Source organism: Paenibacillus sp. IITD108 (genome assembly GCF_036541265.1).
Classification (GTDB): domain Bacteria; phylum Bacillota; class Bacilli; order Paenibacillales; family Paenibacillaceae; genus Pristimantibacillus.
Map to the genome: position 1 here is coordinate 185,993 of NZ_JAZHCT010000002.1, position 18,881 is coordinate 204,873.

11 protein-coding genes and 1 pseudogene are annotated in these 18,881 nt (G+C 45.3%); 6 read left to right on the plus strand and 6 right to left on the minus strand.

Features of this window, described 5'->3' with window-relative positions; all coding sequences use genetic code 11:
- Positions 1–138 precede the first annotated feature (138 nt).
- From V1L65_RS02445 to pdxA, 3 genes are read left to right on the plus strand one after another with little or no spacing between them, the layout of a single operon-like run.
- The gene (locus V1L65_RS02445) at positions 139–1,119 is read left to right on the plus strand and encodes a 2-keto-3-deoxygluconate permease (RefSeq protein ID WP_331697586.1); all 981 of its coding nucleotides are present in this window, start codon (positions 139–141) and stop codon (positions 1,117–1,119) included.
- 58 nt (positions 1,120–1,177) lie between these two features.
- On the plus strand, positions 1,178–2,470 hold the full coding sequence (locus V1L65_RS02450; RefSeq protein WP_331697478.1) for a four-carbon acid sugar kinase family protein: 1,293 nt from the start codon (positions 1,178–1,180) through the stop codon (positions 2,468–2,470).
- Positions 2,470–3,465 carry a 4-hydroxythreonine-4-phosphate dehydrogenase PdxA gene (gene pdxA, locus V1L65_RS02455; RefSeq protein WP_331697479.1) on the plus strand — a complete coding sequence of 332 codons (996 nt, stop codon included), beginning with the start codon at positions 2,470–2,472 and terminating at the stop codon, positions 3,463–3,465. The genes V1L65_RS02450 and pdxA overlap by 1 nt, the downstream gene beginning before the upstream one ends.
- A gap of 131 nt (positions 3,466–3,596) precedes the next feature.
- Here pdxA and ahpF read toward each other — a convergent pair whose 3' ends face one another.
- From ahpF to V1L65_RS02480, 5 genes and pseudogenes are all read right to left on the minus strand, one after another.
- Entirely contained in the window at positions 3,597–5,156 is a 1,560-nt protein-coding gene (ahpF, locus tag V1L65_RS02460; RefSeq protein ID WP_331697480.1) for an alkyl hydroperoxide reductase subunit F, read from the minus strand.
- A 177-nt stretch (positions 5,157–5,333) separates the two neighbouring features.
- Positions 5,334–5,897: an alkyl hydroperoxide reductase subunit C gene (gene ahpC, locus V1L65_RS02465; RefSeq protein WP_331697481.1), complete on the minus strand. Its 564-nt coding sequence runs from the start codon at positions 5,895–5,897 to the stop codon at positions 5,334–5,336.
- Positions 5,898–6,252: 355 nt separating this feature from the next.
- Positions 6,253–7,635: an S-layer homology domain-containing protein gene (locus V1L65_RS02470; RefSeq protein ID WP_331697482.1), complete on the minus strand. Its 1,383-nt coding sequence runs from the start codon at positions 7,633–7,635 to the stop codon at positions 6,253–6,255.
- A 199-nt stretch (positions 7,636–7,834) separates the two neighbouring features.
- Positions 7,835–8,513: pseudogene (locus V1L65_RS02475) on the minus strand (DUF1961 family protein).
- A gap of 278 nt (positions 8,514–8,791) precedes the next feature.
- Positions 8,792–9,886 (minus strand): chitinase, encoded by a 1,095-nt coding sequence (locus V1L65_RS02480; protein ID WP_331697483.1) that lies wholly within the window; start codon positions 9,884–9,886, stop codon positions 8,792–8,794.
- Positions 9,887–10,107: 221 nt separating this feature from the next.
- Here V1L65_RS02480 and V1L65_RS02485 point away from each other — a divergent pair, with 221 nt between their 5' ends.
- The gene (locus V1L65_RS02485) at positions 10,108–10,746 is read left to right on the plus strand and encodes a pentapeptide repeat-containing protein (RefSeq protein ID WP_331697484.1); all 639 of its coding nucleotides are present in this window, start codon (positions 10,108–10,110) and stop codon (positions 10,744–10,746) included.
- A 74-nt stretch (positions 10,747–10,820) separates the two neighbouring features.
- Here the strand turns inward: V1L65_RS02485 and V1L65_RS02490 are convergent, their stop codons facing one another.
- Positions 10,821–15,890: an S-layer homology domain-containing protein gene (locus V1L65_RS02490; RefSeq protein ID WP_331697485.1), complete on the minus strand. Its 5,070-nt coding sequence runs from the start codon at positions 15,888–15,890 to the stop codon at positions 10,821–10,823.
- Between the two features lie 454 nt (positions 15,891–16,344).
- Between V1L65_RS02490 and V1L65_RS02495 the strand changes: the two genes are divergently transcribed.
- The gene (locus V1L65_RS02495; RefSeq protein WP_331697486.1) at positions 16,345–17,865 is read left to right on the plus strand and encodes an MDR family MFS transporter; all 1,521 of its coding nucleotides are present in this window, start codon (positions 16,345–16,347) and stop codon (positions 17,863–17,865) included.
- 46 nt (positions 17,866–17,911) lie between these two features.
- On the plus strand, positions 17,912–18,874 hold the full coding sequence (locus V1L65_RS02500) for a helix-turn-helix transcriptional regulator (protein ID WP_331697487.1): 963 nt from the start codon (positions 17,912–17,914) through the stop codon (positions 18,872–18,874).
- Positions 18,875–18,881 lie beyond the last annotated feature (7 nt).

An 18,881-nucleotide genomic window follows, 5' to 3' on the forward strand; every position in this document is an offset into this window, starting at 1 on the left:
TACTGTTGCATTTTTAAACAATTTGAACACTTATTCTTTTTCTAAATTTTATATGTTGCTTTTTTAAACTAGTTATTTTAATATGATGGATGTAAACGTTTTAAATATTTACAATTCTCTAAATAAGGAGTCAAGATGATGAAGATCAAAGCCACTTTAGATCGAATCCCTGGGGGCATGATGGTTGTTCCCCTTTTATTAGCAGCAACGATCAATACGTTTTTTCCAAATTTGTTGAGGATTGGCGGTTTTACAGAAGCCTTGTTTGTCAACAGCGCCAGCGCCTTAATTGCCTTGTTCTTATTAATTGCAGGAACACAAATTAATTTAAAAACAGCCAGATCGTCCGTAGGCAAAGGCGTTACACTTTTAGTTTTCAAATGGGTGCTCGGTTCCCTAATCGGACTTCTCGGTTTCTGGCTTGCCGATTCTAACGGGCTGTTCCTCGGACTGGCGCCAATGGCGATTATAGCAGCCATGACCAACTCAAATGGCGGGCTATATATTGCACTTGCAGGTCAGTACGGCAAGGAAGACGATAAAGCAGCCTATCCGTTTCTAGCGCTGAGCGATGGTCCGTTTCTAACGATGGTATCCCTATCGATATTTGGAGCGATGGGCTTTGCAACTGGCATGTTCTCCGCTATGACTTTGGTAGCCGTAGTCCTGCCGCTTTTAATAGGGGTCATTATAGGTAACCTCGACCGTGAGATGGGTGATTTCTTAAATAAAGGCAGCGATAAGCTCGTTCCGTTTTTTGCTTTCGCTTTAGGTATGGGGATTAACTTTGACGCAATCATTAAAGGTGGGTTAAGCGGGATTCTCCTCGGAGTACTTACCGTTCTCCTGACAGGAGGCATCGGATTTTTTATTTTCAAATGGATTGGCTGGAATCCAGTCGTTGGCGCTTCGGAAGGCTCCACAGCCGGAAATGCCGTTGGAACACCAGCAGCAATTGCGGCCGTCAACGCAACATTTGCTCCGATTGCCGAACTTGCTACTGTACAAGTAGCTGCCAGCGTAGTAACAACCGCTATTTTACTGCCGATCTTTATCGGTTTTCTGGCCAAATATGTCGAGAAAAATGGCGGATTAGCCAAATACAACGAACGGACTTAGAGAAGAGGGGCAACCTTCTTCTCTTTCCACGCTTTATATTATTTTGGAGGAGATTGTTATGAAATTAGCGATTATTGCTGATGATTTAACAGGGGCTAACGATAGCGGTGTGCAATTAGCTCGTCATGGCCTTAAAACTACCGTGCTGTTCGACATGGACGAAGCCAATGTGAAGCATTACGAAGCGGTCGTCTTTGATACCGACAGCCGCTCCATCGATCACGAGGAAGCTTACGACAAAGTGAAGCAGGCGGCTCAATTTTTACTGAAATCAGGATTCAAATCGATATTCAAAAAGCTGGATTCTACAATGCGGGGAAATATCGGTGCGGAAATTGACGCTGTATACGATGCACTGCAGCCTGATTTTATGATGATTGCACCTGGTTATCCTAAAAACAACCGGGTCATTCGTCAATCTACCCATTTTTTAAATGGCATTCCTTTAGGGGAAACGGAAATTTCCAAAGATCCCAAGACACCAGTAACTGTATCCTATCTTCCTGATCTACTAAAAAAACAGACGAAGCGTGACATCGGAACGGTTACAGTCGATGATCTTGCAAAAGGTGAACAGCATATTCAAAACAAGCTGCAAAAGTATTTCAAAAGCAATATTCCTTACCTCATTATTGACTCTGTTGAAGAATATCAGCTTGAGCAAATTTTAAGCTTCACCAAAAGCCTGCCTTATCAGTTTGCATGGGTCGGCTCTGCAGGTATCGCGAATTATTTGCCTGCTTACTATGAAATACCCGGGAAGCAAAACAACTTGTCCATTCCCGCTAATCAAGGTCCTATTTTAACCGTTATTGGAAGTGTCAATAAAAATTCAAGAGCGCAGTTAAATGCCTTGCTTGAATCGACAACTACTTATCCTATTCCGTTTGAATCCTATAAAGCCGTATCGAATGAATCGGAAAGAAAACAAGAAATAGAAAAAGTGAAGCAAGCGGCTTATACAAAAGCTCAACAAGGTCATGACGTTGTTATCTATTCGACAGCAGAACAAGCAGACATTGAACGGGCATGGCAAGCTGGTGAAGCAAACGGACTTAATCATACTGCTATCAGCAATGAGATCGTAAAGGCTATGGGGATGATTTGTGCAGATCTGCTCGAAAAGAGAAGCTTCAAAGGCGTAATTATGACCGGCGGTGATACGGCAAAACAAATTTGCAGCTTGTGGGGGATAAAGGGATTCGAACTTTTGGACGAATTGGAAATCGGAGTCCCTATCTCTGCCTTTCTAGGGGTGGATAACCTTTATGTAGTCACTAAAGCCGGCGGATTCGGATCAGAGAACGTGTTTATGCATGCCATAAACAAATTGAAAGGAGCAAATAAATAATGAAACCAATTATCGGTATTACTATGGGGGATGCTGCAGGTATTGGACCTGAAATCATCGTTAAAGCGTTAGGTCATCAAGAAATGTACGAGAGCTGCAAGCCATTAGTTATAGGTGATGCTAAATTACTGGAAAGAGTTCTGCCGATCGTCAATTCCGCGTTAAAGGTCCATGCCATTCAAGATCCTTCTGAGGCCAAGTATGAATATGGCGTTATCGATGTGATCGATTTAAATTTATTGCCTGCTGATTTGCCGTTCGGGGTCGTTTCTGCTTCCGCAGGCGATGCGGCATTTCAATATTTAGCCAAAGCAATTGCACTGGCCAAGGATAAGCAAATCGACTCAATATGTACAGCCCCTCTTAACAAAGAAGCACTGCATTTGGGAGGACATCTCTATCCAGGACATACCGAAATACTTGCTGAACTTACGGAAACCAAAGACTTCTCTATGATGCTGACGACTCCTAACCTGAGAGTCATTCACTTAACTACCCATATGGGTCTCATTGCTGCCATAGAGAGCATTACTCCGGAAAGAACCTATACCGTTGTTAAATTGGCACATGATACGCTTATCAATGCAGGCTTTAAGAACCCGAAAATTGCTGTTTGCGGCATTAATCCGCACGCCGGAGAGAATGGCTTGTTCGGCAACGGAGAAGAAGAAACAAAGCTGGTGCCCGGCATTGAAAAAGCTCAGCGTGAAGGCATAGACGTATCGGGTCCGCATCCTGCCGACACTTTATTCTTCAGAGCAGGAAGAGGCGAGTTCGATATCGTCGTTGCATGCTACCACGACCAAGGTCATGCGCCTATTAAAGTAATGGGCATTGAAGAAGGAGTAAACATTACAGTCGGCTTGAAGGGCGGCATCATTCGGACGTCAGTCGATCATGGCACAGCTTTTGATATTGCCGGAAAAAATATCGCTGATGAGAAGAGCATGATCGCAGCAATACGCTCCGCCATAGAACTGGCCCCAAAACGATAACATTATAAGTAATGTTCGTGTGTAAAAAGGCCCGGCAGCAGTATGCCTGGCCTTTTTATATGATTCCAAATAAAAAAAGCAACCCTCGATCGAAGGTTACTTTGTTATTGAGCATTCCTTATTTATTAAAGTTACGCCACCGGCTCTGGAGTTGGTGCTGCCGTATGACGAATCATATAATCAAACGCCCCTAATGCAGCTGTAGCGCCCGAACCCATAGAGATGACTATTTGCTTGTATACGGTATCCGTGCAGTCGCCTGCAGCAAATACGCCTGGCATGCTTGTTGCGCCATGCTTGTCTATAATGATTTCATTATGATCATTAAGATCGACTGTGCCCTTTAAAAATTCTGTATTCGGCAGCAATCCGATTTGGATAAATACACCGTCAAGCTCAACATGCTGAGTATTCCCGGTTGCACGATCCATATAGGTCAGGCCATTCACCTTATCTGTACCTGTAATTTCCTGTGTTGATGCGTTCAGCAGCACCGTTACATTAGGCAAGCTATACAGGCGTTCTTGCAATACTTTATCTGCTTTTAGCTCAGCACGATGCTGAAGCAGCGTAACATGATTCACAATGCCTGCCAAATCAATTGCAGCTTCGACACCGGAATTGCCGCCGCCAATTACGGCTACGTTTTTCCCTTTAAAAATAGGACCGTCACAATGCGGACAGTAAGCCACGCCTTTATTTTTATATTTCTCCTCGCCTGGCACACCCAGCTGGCGATATCGTGTTCCAGTAGAAAGGATAACCGTTTTACTTTTTAAAACCGCACCATTCTCAAGTGCTACTTCAACAAGCTCTTTGCGAGTAACATTGGCTGCACGTTGCGGCTTTATGACGTCAATATCGTATTCCGCTACATGTCCTTCCAAGCTGGATACAAATTGAGGGCCTTCAGTAAATTTCGTACCTACAATATTCTCAATAGACAGAGTATCGTTTACTTGGCCGCCAAAGCGTTCTGCAACAATACCGGTACGGATACCTTTACGAGCAGCATAAATAGCTGCACTTGCACCGGCAGGACCGCCGCCAACCACTAATACATCAAATGGTTCAATATTGGCGAGCTCAGAGCCGTCTGATTTGCTGCCTAATTTGCTAAGAATATCTTCAATTTCCATGCGCCCGCTTGCAAAGCTTTCACCGTTCAGAAATACAGTAGGCACAGCCATAATATCTTTTGCTTGAACTTCGTTCTGGAACGTACCGCCTTCAACCATGGAATGTGTAATATTCGGGTTCAAAACAGACATGATATTTAAAGCTTGTACAACATCAGGACAATTATGGCAGGTTAAGCTTACAAATGTATCAAAATGCATCGGTTCCTTGATCGCTTTAATCCGTTTAATCACACTGTCATCAATCTTTGGCGCACGACCGCTTACTTGAAGAAGCGCCAGTACTAAAGATGTAAATTCATGCCCTAATGGCAATCCAGCAAAAATAACGCCGGATTCTTCACCCGCTTTATTAATACTAAAACTTGGCGTACGCTCTAATTGCACTCTCTCCACCGAAATACGAGGAGACATTTTATCCAGCTCGGTTACAAGCTCTAACATATCCTGCGATGCTTTGTCATTGCCAGCGCTCACTTTTAATACAAGATCGCCTTCAAGCATCGTTAAATATTGCTGTAATTGTATTTTTATTTGATTATCCAATAGCATATATCGTGCTGCTACCTAGGCGAGCTAGGATCCATCCTATCTTGCCGTAACAGACATTCACCTCACTTTTCTCCACGTGTATATCTATAATTTATAATTAAAAGGACATTATTAAAAATAGAGCGACAAAATCAACCGGAAAGATTGTTTTTGTCGCCTATTTCTTGCTATGTTAAATTAGATTTTACCTACTAGGTCTAGGCTTGGCTTCAATGTTTCAGCGCCCTCTTGCCATTTTGCCGGGCAAACTTCGCCTGGATTGTTGCGAACATATTGAGCGGCTTTAATTTTGCCAATGATTGTAGAAGCGTCGCGGCCGATACCGCCAGCGTTGATTTCTACAGCTTGTACAACGCCATCTGGATCGATAATGAACGTACCGCGTTCAGCCAAACCATCTTCTTCGTTCAATACATCAAATGCTCTTGAGATGGTGTGGCTTGGGTCGCCAACCATGATGTACTCGATTTTGCCGATAGCAGGTGAATGATCATGCCATGCTTTATGTGTAAAGTGAGTATCTGTAGATACAGAGTAAACTTCTACACCCAGGCCTTTTAGCGTTGCGTATTGGTTTTGCAAATCTTCAAGCTCAGTTGGGCATACGAAAGTGAAATCCGCTGGATAGAAGCAAACTACACTCCATTGACCTTTGAAGTTCTCAGAAGTAACGTCGATAAACTGACCTTTTTGGAAAGCCTTTGCTGCGAATGGTTGAATCTCTTTGCCGATTAATGCCATGATAGTTCCTCCCGTTTCTCTCTAATCAACATTAAGTAATGTAATAATGATCAGATTATAATAATTATAATTCTCATACATTAATTATCGTATATTTTTGCTCTTTAGTCAACATTAGTATAGGTTAAATATTAATTAATCGCCATACTAATGGGTATTTATATTATTACCTATTAAATTCAAAATTATCCTTCTCTATTGAATGTCAGTTGCCATTCTCAAGACATAAAAATTCAAAAGGCAATTACCCGCAAATCACAATTGGTGACTTTGAGGTGATTGCCTTTTTCATTAGGTATTAGTTTTGGCTATTTGCTAACCGCACTTATTGAGGCTTAGAAATTGTTTATGAAGTTTATGTTACTGGGTACTCTGGGACCATTACAGTAGCTTTACGAACTTCGCTTGTTCTCTCTTCTGCATCCACCACAACTACGTACACATCATAATCCGTAACATCTAATGAAAGACGTACAGTTTCGAATATTAAAGTATTTGGACCTATATCCTCGCTACCGTTGGCTATCGCAGGTTGTTCAGTACTGTCTAAACCACTTATTATTAGTTCCGCAGTAGGTGCTTCCGTGTTATTAGGGACAACAACATAATAAGCCATAGTTGCGTGGCTAGCATGAACATGAATGTTGATGAGCTGTTCTGCTTCCTCGGTCTCGCCAACGATTTCTATTAAAGGAAACCCTTCGCTAATGACTGGCCCTTCCTCTTCTGGAACAATAATTTCGTAGCTCTCGGTCATTACATTGCTATTAACATATCCAGCTTTCACAGCAACAGCTTTTAACGTTATCGTTGCAGTTATATCTGATTGAAGAACAATCGGTTCGCTATACACTGTACCATTTGCAGATGTTGGTCTGCTTCCATCCGTAGTATAATAAATGACTGCATCTGAAGTCGTTGTTGAAAGCTCGATCACTCTAATATACTCTTCATCTCCACTTACCAAATTTGCAATCGGTGTTGCCACTCTAGGTTGAGGCGGAGGTGTCCACTCAGGTGTTGTAGTCGGCGTTGGTGTTGCAGCCGGTGTCGGTTCTGGCGTTGGAGACGGAGACGGCGTCGGTTCCGGCGTTGCAGTTGGTTTAGGTGTAGATATCTCCTCTGCTGCCTTTAAAAATCTTGCTGCAACAGCTGCAACGGCTTGCCTTTCTGCATTTCCTCGCGGATTAAAGCTTCCATCCGAATTACCTGTTATTAAACCAAGGTTAGCTGCTGCTCCAACTGCATCTCTGGCCCAGGAAGATATGCTGCTTGAATCTGAAAAAGTCAGATTATCTCCGCTGCCTTCAGCGTTTAATCCTAGCGCCCTAACAAATATTACCGCCATTTGCTCACGCGATAAATTCGCATCGGTGCCAAACGCCCCATTACCCATTCCTTGAATAAGACCAGCTCTAACTGCAGCTTCTACAGCCGCATAGGAATAATGACTGCTCGGCACATCACTGAATGTAGCTGAAGCAGGAGCTTCAGATAGATTTAGCCCTAACGCTTTTGCCATTATAATAGCAAAATCCTGCCTCTCAATATTCCCTGTCGGATTAAAACTTCCATTACCAGTGCCGTTTAAAATACCTCGCTCAGCTAATTCCTTAATCGCATCCCTAGCATACGATCCTTCAATATCCGTAAAATCGACAGCTGCCGAAGCACTGTGCGGTACAGTTATTAGCATTAGCATAGATACGATCAAATAGATTATCACTTTTTTCTTCATCGCATAACCTCCATTTTTAGATATACAACAAGCAAGTAGAAACGGTTGATCGCTATAATCAAGTTTGGGCGTTGCTCACTATTCATCAACAGCCACAAATAAATATTTACCATAAAAAGATGTTAACTTTAGTAGTCTGCATTACATAATAAATAAAATAGTCAGTTGATCATATAAAACATAAAGCCATAATATTCTCTTATTCCAGCGAATATACGGTAAGGTTAGCGTATTCTCCGATCAACGGCGCCATCTGCCGGAATCCGATCTTACCCCCGCTTAGCAAAGGGCCATATGTATGGCCATCATCTGTCCAATGGAACACTTGCAAACCATTGACTGAGAAAGTGATGTCCGCTCCCTGTTTCATCAATTCCATACGATAAAAACCCGATGTGTCCTCTACATTAGGTATGGGATCTGCCCCTTGGCATACAAGGTGTGCTCCATAGCTTTTGCGTAAATTGCATGTGTGAAATGCCCGCTCCTCTGGATACCTGCGGCGAAAATAAGAAACATGCAGCGCATTAATGTCTCCACTATGATAATGCCCATATGGTCCCGTTCTTCGGGATAAATGCGGATCGAACAAATCCTCCATTGCGGCCGGCTGCTGAAAAAAATAACATGCACAGCCCAGGCTCCCTTACAGGGCGGAAATCCCACGTAACCGCAATGTCTGCAGGGAAATTTTCGGGACACCAAAAGACGAAGTTGGATGCTTGCCCTTCATCCGGATCCAGCTTATTTTCCATGCGCATAACACCATGTGGAAATGATATGGAGGCCTCCCCCTCCAAACGAAAAGCGCTTACATCATTATAGGAAGCAAGAGCATTATAGTAGATCTGTTTACGGTTTTGAGCATTTAACGGCATAGCTTGTTCCCTCATTTCAATCTTTTTCGAATGCTAGTCTAGTTTAATAAACGAAAGCTCAAATTGTACATAAGCCATTTCTTTTCTCCATATGTGAAATTTGCAGTCTTTAACGATTATCCCAACAACGGATGCTCCCGCTTGACGTGATGGCTTGCCTTTCGGCAATTGTTCGATGTATTGTGGCAATTAGACAAGCAGCGAAAAATGGACACCTCAACAAAGGCGCCCTGATTGAATACATATTAATTGCAGGAACTGTGTTCATTCTTTAGGGCTCAAAAAGGTTTCATGCCCAAAGTATCTATCTTCTCCCCTTCAATTGAAATCCCCATTTGTGCTGTAATTTTACGATAAAACCCAACACGACGCCCGATTCGGCGATCACTTTCATCCAGGTTACCCTCAAGATTACCGTTAATAATCATAATCGTAATCCCAAAACCAGGCTGCGATAATCCTTTAGAAATGTCCGATTCAGAAGGCGACCAGTTACCAATCATCACATCATGGGCGGAAGGCTTTGGAGGCTGCGGCGTCATCCAAAACAGAATAGCCGTCATATAGCCTAGCTTGCCATCATTCACAATAAGCTCAGGCTGCTTCAGCAGCTTATCTTTGGTACCATATATAATTCCACTAATTAATCCGTAATTATAGTTCCAGCTCAACTGCATTGGCCCGCGTCCATGATACGATTTGCCTGCAACCGGCGGGAAGTTTTCATTAGCTTCAACATAATTGACAGTGCTGGTGTTAATATAAGCGATTTCCTCATTCCAAAATAATCCCCATGCAAGCGGGCCTCCTGTGGATGCTGGCCCGCCTCCTCCCGTTTCGTGAGAAATATTAGCGAGAAAAGCTGCCAGCTCATGCTTTCGCTTTAAGTCAGACCCTTCCTTAATAAAAGAACCGAAATCGACCGTTTGTGATAGGATCGGAACCTTTACATTTGTGGGAGTGTTATAGTTAGCATTTTGGTAAACAAGCGTTTCTTTCTTTGTCTCTTTATCTAATCGATATACACGGCTGTTATTCATATCGTCCTGCCTGTATTCCAGCTTATATTTAATATTAGCCACTTCTGTAACGGCGGCTATCAAACTGCTGTAAGAATAGTAGTCCGTTTGTTCCGCATTGTAGTTTGGTTGATCAGCAGACAATTTATGCCATTCCGTCGAACCAATTCGATAAGGGAACAACTGCTCATATTCCTCTTGCGGCAATAGACTTTGTACGGCAGCAACAGCATGCTCTGGTGAAAACTGTGCATCTATTCCGCCCCATAAGGTTGTCACTTGAGAATCGGTAAGAACCCGGCTTTGACCAACAACCATACCATCTAAAGCATCAGACTTCCCTCCAGTTTTCATTTCACTTTCCCCTCCCGTTTCACTTCAGATTCCACTTGTAATGAAAGTACAACCACAATTCCAATTTTAGTAAACGTTCAATATGTTTTCTATATGAGAAAACGACGATTTTTGATAGAAATGCCTTTAGTTTTAGTCTGGACATCCTTGGAAACTATATGTAAATTACCAGCTTTGTTATAATGGTTAAAAATGCTAACAAGGGTGCGGAGGTTGTTATATTGAACAAGAAGCAACTAATTGCAAGATGGAATGATGAGCAGATCGCTGAAGCAAATCGGGCATTGGCTGCTGTTACGGGCAAACAAAACCTGCATAAAAAAGAAAGAGTCTTTCCATCGTCGCCCTTTGGACAAACAGATGCAGGGCTGGAAGATTTTCGAGGCGTCGTCTTGACCGAGACCATTCAATATCTGACCGTACAACAAGTCGATTTGTCATACGCTCGTTTCGTAGAGACTGCAAGTTTAAACACTTCAAAATTTACAAATTGTTGCTTTGATGGAGTCAAGCTGAATAGCAGATATGTAACTCATGAATTCAGCAACTGTTCGTTTCGAGGGGCAAATCTGAATAATGCAAGAATAAGTAAGCGATTTGAGAATTGTGATTTTACAGGAAGTAATTTAAGCAAAGCAATAGCGAACGACGCAGCATTCATACGATGCCATTTTTCCGAAGCTAATCTTCGAGGCGCAATGCTAATGTATTGCCGGTTTGAGGAGTGCAGCTTTGAAGGGGCTTCTTTTCATAATAGTTCATTAGCCGGAAGCCGTTTTATGGGAGAGACCAGTCTGCTTCCTGCCTGGGGGAATACGATACTGGACGGTGTTAAGATTAATGGGGAAGGTCTTGTTTAACTTGGAGCTGGATAGCAATATTAAAATTTCAGTAAAAAAGGTCTCGACGATGTCGAGACCTTTTTACTCGTAACTTATTCGGCTGAAACCGCCTCTGCAAATCTATATAATACAGTGGCAAATTCCGCACGGGTTGCATTACCTTTTGGATCAAACAAGTTTTTCAGTTTGCCGCTGATTATGCCTTGAATCGTCAGTCTGTTTACTGCGCTTTTGGCCCAATCGCTGATATTATTCCAGTCGGCAAACTCTCGGTCCATAACAATATCGTGAGGTATTTTCCCAGAGTACAGCTCGTAGTTCAGGAGCATAAGCGCCATCTGTTCCCTCGTTACGTAATCGTCCGGAGCAAATCTGCCATTGCCTAATCCGCTCACAATGCCATTTGCCGCCGCCCATTTCACAGCGTCAGTGTAATACTTGCCATTGACTACGTCGTTAAACGGATTGGATAAACTGCTTGCGTTCGGCTCTCCTGCAAAACGGTAAAGCACCGTTACAACCATGCCGCGCGTCAGCCCGCTTTCCGGGCTGAACTTGTCAGCTTCCGTACCTTTCATCAGACCGTTTCCGTATGCATATGTTACTGCGCTATAGAACCAATCCTCGCTTTTCACATCGGCAAAAGGATTTGGATACATGCCCACAACATACAATGAAAGATGGTAGGTCACGAACGTAACCGTTTTTTCCTCTGTGTTATACGAGCAAGGGATTTTCTCCAATTTTCCGCTATCGTTTAAATACCATACCGCTACTGGCAGCGCACCAGAATACGGCACGCTTACTGTAATCTTTCCATCGAAATTGTGTATAGCTTGTGCATCGGACGAAGCCGAAATGTTGAATACCAAATCTCCAGACTTGACCGCCTCTCTCTGTATCGTCGTAAGCTCTGATGGTGTGACAGCGTTCAACGACAACGTTATAGTTGTGCCGACTGCCTGTTTCATCGATTGTAACGCTCCTGCAGCAAACGTCATCGTTCCTTGTGGCAGCTTGATTTCTAGATCAAGCTTGGCGTCTGCAAGCTGTGTCACGGCCGATGTCGGCAATACCGCATCGGTGACACCAGTGAGTTTCGATAAGTCGAGGACAAGTGTGCTATCTTTGGAGTTATCGATCATATCATTTACTATACTGCTTGGCATATCGATGGCTACTGTACTACCTGTCCTTATGGCATTCAGCGAAATTTCATCACCTGCAGGAACCGTAATATTCGGCTGCTCTGTATTACCGCCTCCCGACAAGTTCCCATCTGGTTTTGAATTCTCGAATAAGTCTTCTTTTGTGTAATCCTGTGTGAAAGACACGACAATCTTGTCGCCGTCTTTTAAAGAAAACCCGTTCATGTATATCGAAGGCATAACGCCGTTCACCTTATATATCCAACCTGAGTTCGGACCGCCGTCTTTCTCTGATAGTGTATTTCCGTTCGGATCGGTAATGGCTTGCACATAACTTCCCCTTGAAGTATAGGTATATCCCGCCTCGGCAAGCGCTGTCCGGAACACCTCAAAAACAGTTGGTCCCGATTTAAGGCCTCTTACCGTTGTCTGTATCAACATGCCGCCAGTCCCCTGCAAGGTAAATCCGACCTCTATCGGCGTGTCAATCCGGGCAACCGCTAAATTGCGCAAAGCCAATAAAGTATCTTGTGGCTGCTTCTGATGATTTTTCCCTTCCACCATTATATATTCGGATACCGGCTGTTTATACAACAGCTTGAATACTTCATAGCCAGGAACACCGGCAAATTTATCCCAATACTTTCCAAACACCTCATGCGTAAGTACGCTATTGACGCGTACAAAGGTGTCCTGCTCGGGCTTTGCAACTAGATGAAGCGACTCATGGGCAAGGATTGACGGATCGCTTGAACGGAACACCCGCCAAGCCTCCTGCTCCGCCCAATTCTCAAGTTCGTCAGAAGTTATGCCGTTTCGTAGCCTGTTCTGCTCGGAATATACCCAAGCAATAGCATCATGTGTGTCGTTCCATACCGCTTCCTTGAATGAGCTCAAGTTTCCGGTAACTGAGTAGGAATCCGCATATTTACCATTGTTCAAGCCGTCGAAATATCCGGAAATTGCCATATCCATTAGCACAAGCGCATCGTCAATTTCCGCCTGCGTCAGCGGCTGCACATTTATTTGGAATTCCTTTGAGGCCGCTACACCCTTTTGCTTATCCGATAATGTAACCGTCAATGTAACGGTTTTGACAGTTTCCCCCGCAAGAGGTCGATAGACCATCACTCGGGCGGCATTCGCCACATCTGGTGCGGCTATCGTATCCTCATCGCTGCTCGTAATCGTCACAGGATAGTATTTCCCGTCGACACCGAAATCTCGGGTCGTTGGCAGCTGGATATCGTTCATGGCGCTATAAACATCTTCTACAGCATTCAGTTGTTGCCCCGTAACGTAATCCTTCAAGCCGGCAGACGAAAAGCCTGCATCCAGCTTTTGCAAAAGCTCAGCTCGTAAAGCATCCGCCTCAGCCCCGCTCAGCGCCTTAACCGTGACAGTAAAGGTTTTATACATCACAATAGACGGCTCAGCGCTCGTCCGTTGGAAGGTAAAGGCAGCAGTCAAAGTAACATCCTTGTCCTTCGCGCCTCGAATCACCTGTCCAATGTATGGGGAAAATAATGTGTCGGCAGTGCCTTGATTTTCATTGCTGATGGCAATAGCGCCCGCATCAGAGGACGTCCAGGAGATCAACGCCCATTTCTTGTCGTTTACCACTTTAGGCAGAATCAGATTTGATATGACATTATTTTTGTCAGTATTTGTCCCAAGGATGGCAGTCTCATCCACTCCACTCAGGATTTGACTGCTCATAGCAGCCTTGACCTCGTTAACATCCCAGTGAATCGTAACGGGCACATCTTTAAGGTCCAGGCTTTCATCGCCCTTTGTCAATACAAAAGACACGTCATAGCGTCCGAACCACAACCCCCGCATACTGTTCGGATCGGCATAGAAATAAGTAATATCGCCGTTCGAGGCAATGCTGCTATTGCCATAAACCTCGGTCGCAGCTTTAACAGCCACTGAAATATCCCCATAACCCTTGGCAGCTAAATCGGTGGTCAGCATAGCCGCGACATTGGTGTCAGCTCCATAAACAGGAACCAAGCTGTACCAATTGCCAAGAGCGGCTGCGGCTTGTTGCAGGTATGTTCTGTTACTATCTGTATCCTCAGCCACGGCCGATTCCGACCAAACTGTTATAATAAACGTGCGGTTTGCATAACTTTCGCCATATTCAAACCTCGCTGTCAGCGTTACTGCTTCCTTGCCGCTCTCAGGCGGCATCACAGTGCCGTCAACGTCAATTACGTCAGTATTGCTGGAAGTCCATACGATGCTCGACGTCACACCATTGATCTTATGGGTAACAGGCAAATCGATTGCAGTGTCGTCCTTTTTATCAGCGGGGAGAGTAAAGGCTGGATCATAAGCTACTGGATAGAGTTCACCGTAATCCTTAGAGCGAATGCTGACATAGACATTGGCTCCGTCTACAACCAATGTACCGCCGCTCCTCACCTCTACATGCAGGAAATCCCACTCGTTATATGCCGCAGGTATAGTGAAGGTCTGTCCGGTTGCGCCCGGAATGTCGGTCATACTTCCGCTCGCTGAACGATATTTCCATTGATACGTTAACGACGGATAGTTATCGTAATCGTACTCTTCGCCGCCATTTACATAAACCGTCGCCTTAACAGTCTGTCCAACAGCTACCGCACCAGGCGTATTAATGTTCGCAATTGACGCCGTTGTAATCTGCGGAATGATCGTAATGTCACGCGAATCCGTATATTTCACTTCATCCGCAACGACCGTTGCGGTGACAGTGACAACGCCGCCGCCTACCGCCCTGACGATGACGCTGTCGTTTGTATTTTCAATTCCCTCGAGCACTGCGATCTTAGCGGCATCGCCACCGCCCTTTTTCTCGATACTCCAAATCACATCACCTGCGTCAAGATCATCCATATTGGTCTTAACGGCAGTCAGCGTCGTGTAGTTGCTGCCCGCTCCCTGCTGAACATACAGCGTCGTATCGCCCTTCAGGCTAATTGACGGAGTTGTATCTGGCGCCGTAACGCTGCCCGACTGCCACGCAAGTATCGGATAGCCTCCGTTGACGTTACTCGTGTCAGCTACAAAAGCGCTGCCCAGTTTTTCAAGCAAGCCTTCCGGGGAGGTGATTCTGTCGACGGAACTTGTTGTTCCCGTACCGCCTCCGATCCCAACTTCCGGATTTAGCCAATAGCTATTGGTAATAGAAGTACCGCTAAACCCAGCGATTCCGCCGGGGATATTAACGGTTCCGCTGACAATTCCGATATTGTAACTATTCTCGATCGGAGTGTTGTTCATAACTTGCCCTGCGATACCGCCCACACGGCCAGATGCTTTGTCTGGTCCTATAATCGTTCCCGCATTGTAACTATTTTTAATGCCTAATGAAAATTTTGCATAAGCAGTAATACCGCCCGCATAAGGGCCAGTAATCGTGCCATAGTTTGCACTGCTTTGAATCAAGGGAGAAGTGGCGTTTGTATTTCCCACATATCCGGCAATACCACCCGCATATCCAGAACTGCTCTTCGTATTCGTAACCGTTCCAGAAAAAGAAGAATTCGAGATTTCTCCATCAATAATAGTCCCGGCAATGCCGCCAACATTGTTGCTGCTGGAAGAAATGTCTGCATCTTTAATTTGCAGATTTGTGATTGTTCCTTTTACATATCCGAAAAAGCCCGCAAAATTATAGTTGGCGTTTATATTAAAGTTTTTAATCACATGCCCCTGACCGTCAAATCTGCCTCCGAAGTAGGTTGTGGCGTAACCGTTGCCGCCGCCAATCGGGGTCCAGCTTTGATTGTTCAAGTCAATATCGGCCGTTAGAACGGCATTTGCGGTATAGTCTTTTTCTACATTAACATGATCCCTAAACCACGCCAGTTCAGCTGCCGTACCGATTTGGTATACGCCGTCGCCATCGGCAGCTGGTTGGCTTTGGGCAGAACCGTCCCAGGCGCCCGCCGCAAAAACAGTCGCCGGGATCAAATTCACCGCCAAGACCAACGTCAGAAATAGAGATAGTAATCGTTGTTTCATTTTCTCTCCTCCAAAAATAAAAATCTGCCTGCCAGAACCGGCAAACAGATGTAAATAAAACAACCAGAACACGGATTGCGTGTTCGAAAAAAGCAGTTTCCGGTTCCGGCAGAAACAAGGACAGCCTTAAGGTATTCTGACTTATCCTCCAAAAGAGGCTTCACAGTGACCGACTCGCGGGGCTTTACACCCCATTCCCCCTGCCGCCAGAAGCGGCCAAGGCATGCCCAATATTAAATTAGTTCCATAGTAGCATTAATATCCTGTATAGGAAATAGTTTTTTTAGTTATTAGCCTTCGGCGCTCTTGGCCAGTGACTTGTTTATACAACTGTTAAAAAAAATCCCAAGCAAACCTTTCTTCCCTGACAGACAGATGTCAACAAGGATTGTTTATGATGGATTCAGATGATTGTTCACCAATCAATTCAGGAATAAGAGAGGAATGGAAGTGTATGAAAAACAAATTGACAGCAATCGTTGGAGGATTGTTGCTTGCCCTTCTGATGGCGTCCATGGACAACACGATTGTATCAACATCAATCGGCACGATCGTCGGAGAGATGGGAGGACTCGACAAGTTTGTATGGGTCACCACAGCGTATATGGTCGCTGAAATGGCCTGCATGCCGATCTTCGGCAAGCTGTCCGATATGTATGGACGCAAACGTTTTTTCATTTTCGGGATTATCGTGTTTATGATCGGTTCAGCATTATGCGGCATGGCGCAATCCATCGTCGAGCTAAGCCTCTATCGCGCTGTGCAAGGGATCGGCGCCGGGGCGATGGTGTCCATTACGTTCACGATATTGTTTGATGTAATGCCTCCAAAGGATCGCGGAAAAATGATGGGCGCATTTGGAGCCGTGTTCGGTCTGTCGAGTGTAGTTGGTCCGCTGCTCGGCGGGTACATCACCGATCATCTCAACTGGTCGTGGATCTTCTACATTAATTTGCCGTTGGGCTTCATTGCCTTGCTGTTGATTGCCTCGTTCTACAAGGAGTCGGCGGCGCACTCGCGGCAAAAAATTGATTGGGCGGGTTCGGTTCTGCTCGTAGGAGCTGTCGTCTGCTTTATATTTGGACTTGAGCTGGGCGGCAAAACGTATGCGTGGGATTCCCTGCAAATTATAGGGCTGTTCGCCGGCTTCGCGATTCTCGCTTTCTTGCTTGTTCTTATTGAGAAAAAAGCAGAGGAGCCAATCATCTCGTTCAGCTTGTTCCGCAGCAGACTCTACACAACAAGCAATTTGGTCGCCATGCTCAGCGGTGCAGCGTATATGACGGCGGCGATTTTCATTCCGATTTACGTGCAGGGCGTGCTTGGCGGTTCCGCCTCCAATTCAGGGCTAACCTTATTGCCCATGATGGTCGGTTCGGTTGTCACCGCGACGCTTGGCGGTTTTCTAATGACGAAGCTGCAATACCGGACCATTATGATCGGGACGCTGGCCATGCTTTTGACGGGTCTTGCTCTTCTCTCACAAATTACGGTAGAATCTACTCGACTTTCAATTACAGGAATTATGATTCTGATCGGTCTGGGAATTGGCGCTTCCTTCTCGGTATTAAGCACTGCGGTGCTTCATTCGTTCCCTGCAGCGCAGCGCGGGGCGGCAAGCGCAACTTTGAATTTCAATCGTTCGCTCGGCATGGCGCTTGGCATTACCATTTTCGGAATTGTCCAAAGCCATAGCCTGCTGTCCAAACTCACCGAATCGCTTGGCAAAGGCGACATAGCGGTTCCGGCCGACTTGAACTTAAGCGATCCCCATTCGCTGCTCAACCCGGCGTTGCGCCAGTCTGTCGATCCTCAGCTTCTGGATGCCATTACCGCCGGACTATCCGGCTCCATCGGATCAACCTTTGCCTGGAGCGTCATTCCCGCCGGTTTTGCACTGATTGCGGCATTCCTGATGACAAGGGATACGATGGACCCGGCCGCCGAAAGCGAAGAATACGCAACCGCACACTAATTCAAATATCGGCAGGCCGCATCGTGCCGACTTAGGAGAGATGACCATGAAGCTTGAACGGTTAATGACGATTACGATTTTGCTGCTCAATCGAAAACGGGTGCAAGCACAGGAATTGGCGGATCAGTTGGAGGTATCTCTGCGTACTATTTATCGCGATCTTGATTCGCTTGGTCAGGCCGGCATTCCCATCGTCTCCTATACCGGCATGGAGGGCGGTTATGAGATTATGGACAGCTTCCGGTTGGATCGGCAGCTGCTCTCCTTCGACGAACTGACCGCCCTCTCCACTGCGCTTCGCGGTCTAGAGTCTACAAAAGCTTACGACCGCTCGAATATGGATCTCCTCCTCGGCAAGGTTGGCGCGATGGTGGCGCAAGCCGAGCAAGGCCGGGCCGGTGAAGGAGACCGTATTCATATCGACTTTACCCCTTGGAAAAATAGCGAGGAGGATCAAGGCCGTTACGATTCGCTTCGCCAGGCCATAAATGAGCGAAAGCTCATCCGCTTCAAATACACGAGCAGAACAGGCGGCGAACAAGAGCGTGAAGTCGAACCGATGGCGCTTGTACTTAAAAATTATGCATGGTATTTGCACGGCTACTGTCGCTTGCGCGACGATTATCGCATATTCAAGCTGACCCGAATTCGCGAATTGAGCTTGCAGGCCGAAACGTTCTTGCGTCGTGCGGAGTCGCTTGCGCAGTTGAACGAAAGATGGAAAATACCTGCAATCTATGAGGCAAATGAGAGGTTTGCAGTTGTCCTTCTGTTCAAAGCGTCGGCTGCCGTGTCTGTCATGGACCATTTTGATGAAAAAGATATTGAACAATTGCCCGACGGTCAGCTTCTTGTACGAACGACCTATTCAAATGAACGTTGGCTGATTCGTACTGTATTTCATTATATGACCGATGTTACCCTGCTCGAGCCAGCCGATATGGCCGCAAAAGTAAAGCAAATAGCTCTGGATATAGCGAAACAGTATGGCGGATTGGATAAGGAATAAGTTCAGA